This window comes from Gangjinia marincola (assembly GCF_039523415.1).
GTDB lineage: Bacteria > Bacteroidota > Bacteroidia > Flavobacteriales > Flavobacteriaceae > Gangjinia > Gangjinia marincola.
Map to the genome: position 1 here is coordinate 246,117 of NZ_BAAAFG010000002.1, position 13,215 is coordinate 259,331.

General features: G+C 40.2%; 14 protein-coding genes. 2 read left to right on the forward strand and 12 right to left on the reverse strand.

Going from position 1 to position 13,215, the window contains the following annotated elements:
• Window position 1: 1 nt before the first annotated feature.
• Window positions 2-346, forward strand: a complete 345-nt coding sequence (locus ABD000_RS02665; protein WP_343763485.1) for a hypothetical protein — start codon at window positions 2-4, stop codon at window positions 344-346.
• A complete protein-coding gene (locus ABD000_RS02670; RefSeq protein WP_343763488.1) occupies window positions 330-974 on the forward strand; it encodes a hypothetical protein in 645 nt (214 codons plus the stop codon). Before ABD000_RS02665 ends, ABD000_RS02670 begins: the two co-directional genes overlap by 17 nt.
• Here the strand turns inward: ABD000_RS02670 and ABD000_RS02675 are convergent.
• From ABD000_RS02675 to ABD000_RS02730, 12 genes are all read right to left on the reverse strand, one after another.
• Window positions 946-2,988, reverse strand: coding sequence for an alpha-ketoacid dehydrogenase subunit alpha/beta (locus tag ABD000_RS02675; protein ID WP_343764016.1), 2,043 nt, complete (start codon window positions 2,986-2,988; stop codon window positions 946-948). The two genes, ABD000_RS02670 and ABD000_RS02675, sit on opposite strands and share 29 nt — an antisense overlap.
• 82 nt (window positions 2,989-3,070) lie before the next feature.
• Window positions 3,071-4,414 (reverse strand): dihydrolipoamide acetyltransferase family protein, encoded by a 1,344-nt coding sequence (locus tag ABD000_RS02680; protein ID WP_343763491.1) that lies wholly within the window; start codon window positions 4,412-4,414, stop codon window positions 3,071-3,073.
• A gap of 50 nt (window positions 4,415-4,464) precedes the next feature.
• Complete coding sequence (locus ABD000_RS02685) at window positions 4,465-5,067, reverse strand: acyltransferase (protein WP_343763494.1); 603 nt, start codon at window positions 5,065-5,067, stop codon at window positions 4,465-4,467.
• A gap of 38 nt (window positions 5,068-5,105) precedes the next feature.
• On the reverse strand, window positions 5,106-5,480 hold the full coding sequence (locus tag ABD000_RS02690; RefSeq protein ID WP_343763496.1) for a four helix bundle protein: 375 nt from the start codon (window positions 5,478-5,480) through the stop codon (window positions 5,106-5,108).
• A gap of 50 nt (window positions 5,481-5,530) precedes the next feature.
• Complete coding sequence (locus ABD000_RS02695; protein ID WP_343764019.1) at window positions 5,531-6,283, reverse strand: enoyl-CoA hydratase/isomerase family protein; 753 nt, start codon at window positions 6,281-6,283, stop codon at window positions 5,531-5,533.
• Window positions 6,284-6,319: 36 nt separating this feature from the next.
• The gene (locus tag ABD000_RS02700) at window positions 6,320-6,622 is read right to left on the reverse strand and encodes a GIY-YIG nuclease family protein (RefSeq protein ID WP_343763500.1); all 303 of its coding nucleotides are present in this window, start codon (window positions 6,620-6,622) and stop codon (window positions 6,320-6,322) included.
• A gap of 231 nt (window positions 6,623-6,853) precedes the next feature.
• Window positions 6,854-9,352: a phenylacetic acid degradation bifunctional protein PaaZ gene (gene paaZ, locus ABD000_RS02705; protein ID WP_343763503.1), complete on the reverse strand. Its 2,499-nt coding sequence runs from the start codon at window positions 9,350-9,352 to the stop codon at window positions 6,854-6,856.
• 3 nt (window positions 9,353-9,355) lie between these two features.
• On the reverse strand, window positions 9,356-10,573 hold the full coding sequence (pcaF, locus tag ABD000_RS02710; RefSeq protein WP_343763505.1) for a 3-oxoadipyl-CoA thiolase: 1,218 nt from the start codon (window positions 10,571-10,573) through the stop codon (window positions 9,356-9,358).
• A 1-nt stretch (window position 10,574) separates the two neighbouring features.
• On the reverse strand, window positions 10,575-11,135 hold the full coding sequence (locus ABD000_RS02715) for a hypothetical protein (RefSeq protein WP_343763507.1): 561 nt from the start codon (window positions 11,133-11,135) through the stop codon (window positions 10,575-10,577).
• On the reverse strand, window positions 11,132-11,539 hold the full coding sequence (locus ABD000_RS02720) for a PaaI family thioesterase (protein WP_343763509.1): 408 nt from the start codon (window positions 11,537-11,539) through the stop codon (window positions 11,132-11,134). The genes ABD000_RS02715 and ABD000_RS02720 overlap by 4 nt, the downstream gene beginning before the upstream one ends.
• A 28-nt stretch (window positions 11,540-11,567) precedes the next feature.
• Complete coding sequence (locus ABD000_RS02725) at window positions 11,568-11,942, reverse strand: four helix bundle protein (protein WP_343763511.1); 375 nt, start codon at window positions 11,940-11,942, stop codon at window positions 11,568-11,570.
• Window positions 11,943-11,950: 8 nt separating this feature from the next.
• Window positions 11,951-13,141, reverse strand: coding sequence for a 3-hydroxyacyl-CoA dehydrogenase NAD-binding domain-containing protein (locus ABD000_RS02730; RefSeq protein WP_343763513.1), 1,191 nt, complete (start codon window positions 13,139-13,141; stop codon window positions 11,951-11,953).
• Window positions 13,142-13,215 lie beyond the last annotated feature (74 nt).

Genomic DNA, 13,215 nt, shown 5'->3' on the forward strand with positions numbered 1-13,215 from the left:
TATGAATCTAGCATTAGTGCTACCAGAAATTAGATTAAGACCAAGAGCACAACTTCAAATAAATTTTAATAACACAAATGGAATTGCCGTTGAACTTCAATATGAAGTTGATTATACTCCAGCTATAAGAAAAATTGATCTCTCTACAAATCAGTTGATTTCATACTTTCCTGCTCAAGGCACGACCTCAGAGGAAAACTTTACTAGAGCTATTGATAACCTAATACTCAATTCTATGGCAACCATAAATTACAGCCTCTATGATGAAGATGGTAAGATCATATCAGAAGAGTCTGAAGTGATAATGATAAATGAACCAATTACAAATTATGAAGTTATCTATTAAATCAATTCTTCTATTTATTTTATTATTCACATTATCACTGTCTCTTTACTCCCAAAAAGAAGTACAACCAGAAGTAGAAAAGCCCTCAGATGATTTTTTCTTTATTCAAATAGGCTTATCACATCCTTTTCTATATGGAGACAATTTTGCCACGAATGCCTATCGTGGAAAAACAGGAGTGGAATATAATATGGGATTTTCTGTATTGAGTAAGATCATCTTTGAAGGAGGATTGTCCTGGAATAATCTGAGCGTAAAAGATGACAGATTTACAGGAAATTTACAAAGATCTAGAATAAGCAGAGCTAATTTAAGAGCAGGTTATATGTTCCAAATTACTCAAATGATGTCAATCACTCCAAAAATTGGATATTCCCATGTCAAATATAAGAATACAAAAAACTCAAATTTTAAGGATACAGGCAATTCTCTAAGTTTGTCAACAACAATCCAAGCACATTTTGACAAAACAATCTCGATTTACTTAAATCTAATTAATTACACTGATTTTTTAGATATTACAACAAATGATCTAATACAAGATCAATTTGACCAATCAAATAGTTTTATTGTATCTATTGGAGTTCAATTAAATATTCTTAATAACTCAGCAACTCCTCAATTTTAGCCTTGACCTTCTCCGTCGAAGGTATCATGGTTTTTTCTAATACATTATTAAGCGGTATAGCCGGCATGTTTTCACTACCAATCACCATGACGGGTGCATCTAAGTGTTGAAAACACTCCTCTTGAATTTTTGAGGACAGGGCTCTGGCAAAAGAATTATCGCTGGGCTCCTCTGTTACCACCAAGCATTTTTTACACTTTTTTACCGATTTTATGATCGTTTCTTCATCTAATGGATGTAACGTTCTCAAATCCACTACTTCAATCTGATCGGTCATACCTAATTGTTCTGAAGCATTAAGCGCCCAATGGACGCCCATGCCGTAGGTTATGATGGAGACTGTCTCATCCTCATCACTTGGCCAAATTTCTTGAATTACATTTGCCATGCCAAAAGGCAGCACGTAATCTTTATCTGGTTCTACGCTGGTTGCTCTTTTGGTGCCTTTAACCTTACTCCAATACAAGCCTTTATGCTCAAAAATCACCACGGGGTTAGGATCATGGTAGGCTGCTTTCATCAGGCCTTTTAAATCTGCACCATTACTGGGATATGCAATTTTGACTCCGCGAATGTTGGCAACCACACTCTCCACACTAGACGAGTGGTACGGCCCACCACTCCCATAGGCCCCGATAGGAACCCGCAAAATCATGGATACGGGCCATTTACCGTTAGAAAGATAACAGCTACGGCTTACCTCAGTAAAAAGTTGGTTGAGTCCCGGCCAGATGTAATCGGCAAATTGAACCTCAACAATAGGTTTTAAACCCACCGCACTCATTCCGGCGGTAGATCCAATGATAAATGCCTCTTGTATAGGAGTATTAAACACACGTTCTTGCCCAAATTTTTCGGCTAAAGTGGCTGCTTCTCTAAAAACTCCGCCTAGACGTATGCCGACGTCCTGCCCATATAATAAACATTCGGGATGTTCACGCATGAGTTCTTCTACCGCAAACAACGCACAGTCCACCATCACCGTAGGTTCGCCGTCCTGAGGAGATCGGGTTCCCTCTTCTTCGGTGATGGATGTAGGTGCAAAATCATGGGTAAATAGATCCTCGGGTTGTGGATCTTCAGCCTCTTTCGTTCGGTCAAAATCTGCCTGAACCTCTTGTACTACCTCGTGTTCTATGTGCTCAATCTCTTCCGAAGAAAAATCATTCTGCAACAAAAGTTCTTTAAGTTTTGGATAGGGATCTTTGCTTCTTGCTTCTTCCAGATCATCTCTGTACCACTCCATTCTAACGCCTGAGGTGTGATGGTTTAGTAAAGGTACTTTAGCATGGATAAGAAATGGACGACGTTCCTTTCGCATGACTTTTAGCACGTTCCCAATGGTGAGATATGACTCCTCGGCATCAGTTCCATCAATGCTTATGGCTTCTATGCCGTGAAATCCTTTAGCGTATTCAAAGGCATTTTGAGCTCTGGTTTCTTTAGCATTCGCCGAAATATCCCACTCATTATCCTGAATCAAATATAAAATTGGCAACTGTTTTAAGGCCGCCATTTGAAATGCCTCTGCTACCTCCCCTTCGGTGACCGAAGCATCTCCCAATGAACATACCACCACCGGATTTTGCTCAGAAACGTCAAAAACATTCTTGCCTTCTTTGTTATTAATCACCTCTTTGTACCACATCCCCATCGCAGCTCCGGTTGCAGGAATCGCCTGCATGCCTGTGGCACTACTTTGATGCGGAATTTTTGGTTTATCCTCATCTCGCAAACTAGGATGACAGTAATAGGTTCTCCCGCCAGAGAAGGGATCATCCTTTTTTGCCAGCAACTGCAGCATTAAATCGTAGGGCGTAAGTCCCATAGATAATAACATTGCATCATCCCGGTAATAAGGATAGACATAATCCTGTGGCAAAAGCTGCATCCCCACTGCGGTCTGAATAACTTCGTGACCCCTGGACGTCGCGTGAACGTACTTTGAGGTGACCTTGACTTTGGCTTCATACAATTCTGCCATGGCTTTTGCCTTGACCAGATTGATGAACATTTTTTTTAAGGTATTTTTTGTCACTGCGCTTTGATTGATGGTCGTTGTTTTAATAAATTATGGTGAGTATAGGTGAGATGGCCTAAACTTGTTCTTGTTCAAAATTTTCTAAATGATCTGCGATACGCCTTAAAAAGCTCCCTCCTAAATATCCATCGACGATGCGGTGATCAAAACTTAGAGAAAGATACATCATTTGTCGTATTTCAATCGAATCTCCTTCGGGTCGCTCCATGACCTCTGCCCTCTTCTTTATGATTCCGGTTGCGAGAATTGCTGCCTCTGGTTGATTAATGATAGGTGTTCCCATTAAACTGCCAAAGGTGCCCACGTTAGAAATCGTAAAGGTACTGCCCTTAATATCATCCCCGCCTAAATTGTTTTCTCTGGCTTTCGCCGAAAGTTGATTTACATCTTTAGCAATCTGCAGTAAGCTTTTTTGATCTGCATTCTTTACCACAGGCACAATCAAATTCCCCGAAGGTAAGGCTGTTGCCATTCCTATATTGATCTCCTTTTTTACGATAATATTGGTGCCATCCACCGATACATTGATCATGGGGAATTCTTGGATCGCTTTAGCTACTGCCTGAATGATTAGCGGAGTAAATGTAAGTCGTTCTCCATGTTTTTCTTGAAACTCCTGCTTATTGGCCGTACGCCAATTCACTAAATCGGTAAGATCTGCCTCTACATAGGCGGTAACATGCGGCGAAGTGTGTTTGCTGTACACCATGTGATCTGCAATCATCTGCCGCATGCGATCCATCGCTACTATCTCACCCGTTCCTTTGTCTAATTTAATTTTTGGAAGTCTAAACGCTTCTTCATCTATTGGCGCGACGGGTTGAGCGAACTGAGCCGGCCTTCCCTCCTCCAAGTATTGGTATATATCGCTCTTTCGTAACCTACCATCCTTTCCTGTTCCCTTTATTCGGGCCAGTTCTTCATAACTGATGTGTTCCTTTCTAGCAATTTGATTCACTAAAGGAGAAATAAACGTATTTTGGTTTGACGGAATGGAATAATTCTTACTGGATGAAGACTTTTGCTCAGTTTTCTTAGTTGTAGACTTACCCGAAGCTTTATTACCCTTATTGGCTTTCGCAGAAGTGTTAGGGCTACTTATTACAAGTTGTTTTTTGATCTCATCTGTATTTCCAACCTCTGCTAGTTCAAGTCGTGCGATTGACGTTCCTACCTCAACCACCTCATTTGTATCGCACAAAATTTCTGCCACTCTCCCGGAAAAAGGGGCTGGTATCTCATTGTCTACTTTATCGGTGGCTACTTCGACTAAAACATCGCCTTCTTCAAACTCATCTCCCACGGCCACCAACCAGTTGATAATGGTACCCTCAGTAATACTTTCGCCCATTTTAGGCATTTTAAAGTCGGTGGTTGTTGTTTTATCTTTGGTTTTCATTATAATCTTATTTAGCACTCTGCAACTAAGTTCATTTAGTGCTTTTAAAGTTAACTTTCCGTCTTCTTAAATTCGTTAAGTGTCTTATAAAAATCTTCTTGAACAGGTCTGTTCGCCGGAATTTCTCTCAAGGGCTCTACTGCCCTTAACGACTCATGGCAATCTGCAGGCAGTTGTTGATATAGTTTTGTCCCTGCAGTTTTCCAGGCAATCATCTCATCGGTTACTTGTTTAACCACTTTTGCAGGATTACCCACAATAAGACTTCTTTCTGGAACCTGAGTTTCAGCTTTTATAAAGCTCATGGCACCTACGACACATTCTGCTCCAACACTAGAGCCATCCATAATCACACTGTTCATTCCGATAAGGCAATTTCTTCCTAAGTTTGCTCCGTGGATAATCGCTCCATGGCCTACGTGAGCACCTTCTTGTAAGCGTATAGATTTACCCGGGAACATATGTATCGTACAGTTTTCCTGTACATTCACCCCATCTTCTAAAATAATCTCACCCCAATCGCCACGTATCGCAGCCCCAGGACCAACGTAGCAGTCTTTACCAATAATTACGTTGCCTGTCACTGCAGCAAATGGATGCACAAAGCTGGATTCGTGAATTACCGGGATATGTCCTTTAAAGCTGTAGATCATAGTTCGTGAGTGATGAGTGATGAGTGATGAGTTTTGAGTTATTTCGTTTTCAATCTCTTTCGTAGAGAAGAAATTATCTTTCCTATTTCTGTTAGTGCGGCTCTATTCATTTCAAATTCCTCTTTCGTGATATATATTCTTAAATATGCCTTTGTGTTCCAAGTAACGCATTCGTGACTGCTATCCCAAGCCATCTTGAGATAACGATTAAAATTTGGGTCCGTATTAGCCGAACCTTCAGAAATATTGGCAGCTATTGAATCTGCTACCCTACAAAATTGAGAGGTTAAACGAAAGATTTCTTTTTTAGGAAAGGATTCTGTAAGAACGTTAATCTTCTCTCCAAAATCAATCGTTTTTTGATAAACAATCAAATTCTCAAAACTAAAATGATATTTACTTTCGAAATCCATATTTAATATACTCAAAGCTAACGGCTAAAATCTAATCAGCTCATTATAATCTACTTGTAGGTACTTAATTCATTTTTAGTAAATTCACTGAGCACCAATCGACCACTAATTTTCGCACGTTCTGCCAAGAGTTCATCCCAATCCTCTGTGCCTTGCCAGAACATTCGTTTCATTTCTTTCATAGCCTCAGGATTGTAGGAACATAAATCTTTCGCAAAAGCCTCTACTGCTTCATCAAGTTCTTCGGTCGAATCATACACTTGGGCAAATAATCCTTTTTCCTTGGCCCACGCTGCGGAATAAAAGCTATTGGCGTCAATCGCTATTTGAGACATTCCGCTTGTTCCTAACTTTCGTTCTACGGCGGGTCCTACCACAAAAGGACCAATTCCTACATTGAGCTCACTCAGTTTTATGGAGGCAAATTTAGTTGCCATACAATAATCTGTCGCTGATGCTAAACCTACTCCACCACCCACGGTTTTTCCCTGAATTCGCCCAATGATAAACTTGGGGCATTTACGCATAGCGTTGATCACGTTGGCAAATCCCGAAAAAAATACTCTTCCGGTTTCTTCATCGTCGATATTGACGAGTTCTTTAAAACTGGCTCCTGCGCAGAAGGTTCGGTCGCCTCCACTTTTTAATACAATTACTTTTACCTCATCGTTCTTTCCGGCTTGTTCAATTTTTTCCGCTAGTTGGGCTAACAAATCCCCAGGGAGCGAATTATGTGCGGGATGAAAAAATTCTATGGTTGATATTCCGTTGTTTAGGTGTTCTTTTACGTATGGTGCTGTCATATTCATCTTCCGCGAAAGCGGAAGTCTTTTTAATTATTAAATCATTTTTGTTAAATCGATCCAATCAGAATTCGTTTCTTCAATTAGCTGTACTTTCCAATCTCGATTCCACTTTTTTAGCTGTCTTTCCTTTAAATAAGCTTTTTCTTTAGACTTAAACTTTTCAAAATGTACCAACTTACTCAAATTATAACGTGCTGAAAAAGTTTTAGGACGTACTTTATTCTTATGCTGATACATCCTTCTTTTTAAATCCTTGGTCACACCTGTATATAATGTCGTGTTCGTTTTATTTGTAATAATATACACCGTGCAAGTTTCTGAATCACCTGCTGTCATATCACGAAATCTTTCTCACAGAACAAATTTCTTCAGCTTACTCATTAAATTTGACTCTCGTTTTTAAGAAAATACAATTTTCCTGTTGGTTAATTTTTTAAACTCCCGTGTTCACGGGAATCCAATTTTTCTAATTGTTCATTTTTTAGACTCCTGTTTTCACGGGAATCCAATTTTTCTAATTGTTCATTTTTTAGACTCCCGTTTTCACGGGAGTTTCACACAGTTTGGTCAAAAAAGACCAAACTGTGTGAAATGATGATTCACGTGTTTGCGATCTAACAAATACCACTCAAATTTATTCAATTCTCCAAACACTGCATTTTTAAGCGTAGCCTTGGGATGTTCTTCAAAATAGGCTAAATACGCGTCTCTGGCTTCTACTAATTTCGCTTTCGCGGAAGCTAAATCAGGATGTTTTAGCTCACTCATCTTGGCCTTGTCTGCCAACGGAAAATCATAGTTTCTCGGCATAACTTCGTACTGATAAAGCGTTTCAGCTACTTTTTCAATGTATTTTTCCGGAGTCACAATATCAAAATCCTGAATTTCTCCCGAAGCAATGCGATAACTATACTCTAAATGTTCTATCATCTGCTGAGCGCTCATACTTCCCCAAACCGGTTCGCTATCTTCGTTCAATTTAGCAAGTGCCTGATGGAGTGATTCTTCGGTGATTTCAGTGAAAACATTCTGCTTTTTTTGAACCAAGGTCAAAATGGTAGCAATTGCCGCCAGCTCATCTTCTTGATCAAAAACCTCTACAAACCATTTTACCACACCGGCCGGGAGTTCTCTGCCGCGTTGATCGCGATCAATTTTCTCTTTGCATGTCAGTCGTACATATACCGTGTCATTATGATACAGCGGCTTCAAAAATCTACATTCTTCCAGTCCGTAATTGGCTGCTACAGGTCCTTTATTAGGATACACAAAAAGTCCTGCTGCTGCTGCCAGAATAAAATATCCATGAACAGTGCGCTGTTCAAAAATGCTCCCTTCTAGTGAAGTGATGTCGGTATGTGCGTAGAAATGATCCCAGGTAAGGTTGGCAAAGTTTACGATGTCTCCATCAGTCAACGTACGCTTATGTGTTTTGAGCGACATGCCTTGTTGGATATCTTCCCAATGGTATGAAAAGGGGTGCTTTTCTGCTTCTTTATAGGCAGCATTGGCCTGATAAATCCCGGTAATTTCTGAAATTGTGGTCGGACTTCCCTGGATAGCACAACGCTGCATATAATGCTTAATCCCGCGCATACCACCCATTTCTTCTCCGCCGCCTGCTCGTCCCGGTCCGCCGTGGACTAAATATGGTAAGGGTGAGCCGTGACCTGTACTTTGCTTGGCGTTTTCACGGTTGAGCACTAAGATTCTACCGTGATGTGTGGCCGCTTCTACTGTAAATTCTCTCGCAATTTGATCATCAAAGGTCGCGATAGAAGAAACCAATGATCCCTTCCCTTTATGAGCTAATTCAATGGCATCATCTAAGGTTTTATAAGGCATGAGAGTACTCACCGGACCAAAAGCTTCGGTGATGTGGGCAGCGTCATTGTTAAACGGATCATCTTCTCGTAATAATATCGGACTGATAAACGCACCTTTTTCAGCATCAGCACCGGTAAGGTTGAGTGAATCCATCGATCCGTACACTAGATCTGCTGATTTAGCAATTTGAGCAACTTGACGTTTAACGCTTTCTACTTGATTTTTGTCCACTAATGCTCCCATGCGAACTTCTTTCAGCCGTGGATCACCTATGGTTACCTTATCTAACTGCTGACCCAACGCGATTTGAACATCTTCCAATACATTTTCGGGAACGATGATTCGGCGAATTGCAGTACACTTTTGGCCGCATTTTACCGTCATTTCTTTGCGCACTTCCTTGATAAAAAGGTCAAACTCAGGGGTGCCTGGTACGGCATCTTTTCCTAGAATCGCTGCATTAAGCGAGTCTGCCTCCATGGTAAAGGGTACAGATTCTTCAATTAATCTAGGATGAGCTTTTAGAATTTTACCCGTACTGGCAGATCCTGTAAAGGTTACTACGTCTTGTGAGCTAACAGTATCTAAAATATTCTTGGCGGTACCATTGATGATTTGCAGGGCACCTTCAGGCAAAATACCCGATTCAATCATAGCTTTTGCAACAGCTTCAGCCAGATAAGCCGTTTGTGGTGCCGGTAGCACTACTGCGGGCATCCCAGCCATCCAGTTTACTGCACATTTTTCCAGCATGCCCCAAACGGGGAAGTTAAACGCATTAATATGCACTGCCACGCCGCGCTTTGGCACTAAAATGTGATGCGCCATAAATCGACCACCACGGGAGAGATCAATGGGATCTCCCTCCACATGAAAAGGTTGATTAGGAAATAGTTTACGCAGCGAAGCATTGGCAAACAAATTCCCAAAGCCTCCTTCAATATCAATCCAGCTATCCACGCGAGTTGCGCCTGTACGATAACTTAGTTCATAAAACTCTTCTTTTCTTTTGGTGAGGTAAAGCGCCAGCTTTTTAAGCATATTACCGCGCTCTTGAAAGGTCATTTTTCTAAGCGCTTTATTCCCAACTTCACGGCCGTAATTCAAGATGGAAGGTATATCCAATCCTTCTACCGAAACTGAAGTAAAGGCTTCGCCGGTAACTGAATCGTGAATAATTGTACCCTCACCTTCTCCTTCACGCCAATGGCCTTGGATATAATGCTGTGTTTTCTTCATCGATTATTGCTTTTGATTGGTATTTTCAATAATTGCTGCATACCCCTGACCCACGCCTATGCACATGGTGATAAGTGCGTAGCGTTTATTTTCTTCATTAAGCTGAAGCGCTGCGGTGTGCGCTAATCTGGTTCCCGTCACTCCCAAGGGATGACCTATTGCGATAGCTCCACCGTTTGGATTTATTCTGGGGTCATCATCGTTTAAATCCCATGCTCTAATACAGGCTAATGCCTGAGCTGCAAAGGCTTCGTTCAATTCAATAACATCCATGTCTTGCATGGTTAATCCTGCTTTTTCTAGTGCTAAATTGGAAGCTTTTACCGGGCCTATCCCCATAATTCTGGGTTCTACACCTACTACAGCAGAGCTAACTATTCTCGCCAATGGTTTGAGGTTGTATTGATCTACTGCTTCTTGAGAGGCAATGATTGTCGCTGCTGCTCCATCGTTTAGTCCGCTACTGTTGCCTGCGGTGACTGATCCATCCTTTTTGAAGGCAGGGCGTAATTTTGCCAGCACTTCTTTTGAGGTAGTTGGCTTTATAAATTCATCTTGATTAAATACGATGGATTCTTTTTTGCGCTGCGGAATTTCAACCGTCATGATTTCTCTAGCCAGTCTTCCGTTCTCTTGCGCTTTTGCTGCTTTTTGTTGACTGCGATAGGCGAATGCATCTTGATCTTCACGTGAGATGTTATACTTTTCTACCAGATTTTCGGCTGTGACCCCCATCCCATCGGTTCCGTAAGCCTCGTGCATTTTAGGATTTATAAACCTCCATCCAAAGCTGGAATCGTACATCTTACTATCGTTCCCGTAGGCAGTAGAGGCTTTTGACATCACGTAAGGACCACGCGTCATATGTTCCACTCCGCCGGCAATAAACAAATCTCCGTCACCTGCTTTAATTGCTCTATTAGCATGTATGATTGCTGAAAGTCCACTACTACATAAGCGATTCACCGTTTCTCCAGGAACGCTATAAGGTAATCCTGCCAATAGACTAGCCATGCGCGCAACATTGCGATTATCCTCACCGGCTTGATTAGCACAACCTAAAATTACATCGTCATATTTCTCTTGCGGAATATTGGGTTGTTGCTCAACCAGATGTTTGATCACCATCGCAGCCAGATCATCTGTTCGAACAGGCGATAAGGTTCCTTTATAATTAGCTATAGGCGTTCGTACGCCGTCGATTATGTATGCATTTTTCAAATCACTTTATTTTTTTCAATAATAATACTTGAGAAATCTCTTTGGCTAACTCCTTTACATTTTCTAACATTGTATACCTAGTTTTTACCAAGAATTTTCTTTTTAAAACTACTTCGTTTGTATTTGTATCTAACAATTTTAAATACAAATAATAATTAACTGGTCTTTGGTTTATATCTGTAAGGCTCTTATTTCTTGTTCTTTCTACAACAATATTTTCCCCAATATGTAGAAGACATATAGCCGGCATCTCTTTTGAAATTAAATCACTATTTACATTCAAATCATCGAAACTGTTAACAGTAAAAATTTCTTCCTTTTCTAATGAAATAGTGTGTTGAATATTAAGGTGTCCAATATTTTTTAATTTTTTTGAAAGCTTTCTGAAATAAGTAGAAAATTCTCTGTGTCCCAAGTAAATTATCTGTACGCCTTCAAATGAGGAGGCGTTGGAAGCGTTAAATTCTTCCACTACATATATCCCATCATCTTTATCATCATTTTGCGCATAAAATATATGCGTACTAATTATTAAGATACTTATTAAAAAAAGAATTTTCATACTTCCCATTTTTTGTTCGTGCGATATACTACACCTTTAAACAAGGCTACGATTTCATTTCCACGTTTTACTTCCACTATATTAAATCCCAGTTTGTTTTTTGAAATATCGGTTACTGCCTCTGCGGTGATATAATCACCCTCTTCCAAGGCCTCAATATGATTAATGCTGGTTTCTATAGATACCGCATAATTACCGTGCGTATTTGCACTAAATCCAAACGCAGTATCGGCTAAGGAATAGCTAATTCCGCCATGAGCTTTATTCATACTATTCAACATATCCTTTCTAATGATCATCCCAACTTTACACCTTCCCAACTCTACCGAAATAATTTCAATACCTAGCCATGTGCTGAATGCGTCTTGTGAGAGCATTTTTTTTGGTATGAGTAGTGAGTCCATGAGAGGTGAGTTGATGAGTGTTTTTATATTAAAATTTTTTCTTCAAGTGAGTTCTAAGCGCAGAAATCATTTTACCAATTTCTGTCAATAACCGTCTATTTTCTTCATCTTGGCTAAAAGATATATATCCCCTTAATCTCGCTTTCGTAGAGGCTGCAACACATTCATGGGAACTATCCCAAGCCATTTTCAAATATCGATTAAAATTTATGTCTGTACTTGCAGATCCTTCAGCAATATTATATGCTATAGAGTCTGCGGCTCTGCTAAATTGACTAGAAAGCTTGTACATTTCTTCTTTTGGAAATGTCATCGTTAAACCATTTACATGTTCGCCAAAGTCAATTGCTTTTTGATACACCTGTAAATCTTCAAATCTAAAATGATAATTACTTTTACCCATAAGAATTTTTACTCACCACTGAAAGACTCAAAACTAACTCCCTCTAATGCCATCTTTCTAAGCAAAGGACTACACCGATAGCGATCTTCTCGATACGTATCATACAGTTGATCCATTTCTTCTATACACCAAGCTATTCCTTTTTCGTTTGCCCAAGCCAGTAATCCTTTGGGATAATTTACGCCCTTAGTCATGGCATTATCAATATCCTGTGCTGAAGCCACGTTCCAAAAAAGCGCATCTGCGGCTTCATTGATGAGCATAACCAGAATGCGATTCAAAATCTTTTTTGCTAACGCAGGATCGTGAGATTCTTCACTTGAAATCGAAATTACTTTCGACCCGTTTTCATCATAGTCATAGTATCCTTTACCCGATTTTCTACCAAAATAGCCGGCTTCTGCCATACGCTTTTGCGTAAATGAAGGCTTGTAGCGGGGATCAAAGTAAAAAGAGGTAAATACCGTTTCAGTCACCACATAATTCACATCATTCCCAATGAAATCCATTAGCTCAAAAGGTCCCATTCTAAATCCTCCCAGCCTTTTCATGGCATCATCGATTTGCGCAAAAGATGCGAAGCCTTCTTCATAGATACGCAAGGCCTCTCCATAGAAAGGACGTGCAACACGATTTACGATAAATCCGGGCGTATCCTTAGCCACGGCTACGACTTTTCCCCAGTCCTCTATCGTTTGAACAGCTCGTGTTGTAACTGTGGATGAAGTTTGAACTGCTGGAATTACTTCTACCAATTTCATCAATGGGGCCGGATTAAAAAAATGAATTCCGATACAGCGCTCCGGGTGTTTTAATGCAGAAGCAATAGAAGCGATAGAAAGGGATGAGGTGTTAGTTCCCAAAATGGTTTCTTTAGAAACCAATTGCTCTAGTTCCTTAAAGAGCTTTTGTTTTACGGTAAGATTTTCAACGATGGCTTCAATCACTAAATCTGACTCTGCCAAATCCTTTAGGTCGGAAACATAAGTGATATTCTGTTCAATTTCTTCTTTTTTGGCTGGACCTATGCGGCCTTTTTCTACCAAACGCGCAAGAATTTTACTTAGCTTGCTTCTAGCATCTTGAAGAACCGTTTTATTGGTGTCATATACATGAACCTTGCATCCGGCAGTTGCTGCCACTTGAGCGATACCGCTGCCCATGGTTCCTGCGCCTATAATTCCGATATTTTTTATCATTCTATTTTTTCTTTATTCTTTCTCCATTGATGAAAAAGAAACAAAAAATCTAGGCTGCATAACTCTTGCCTACA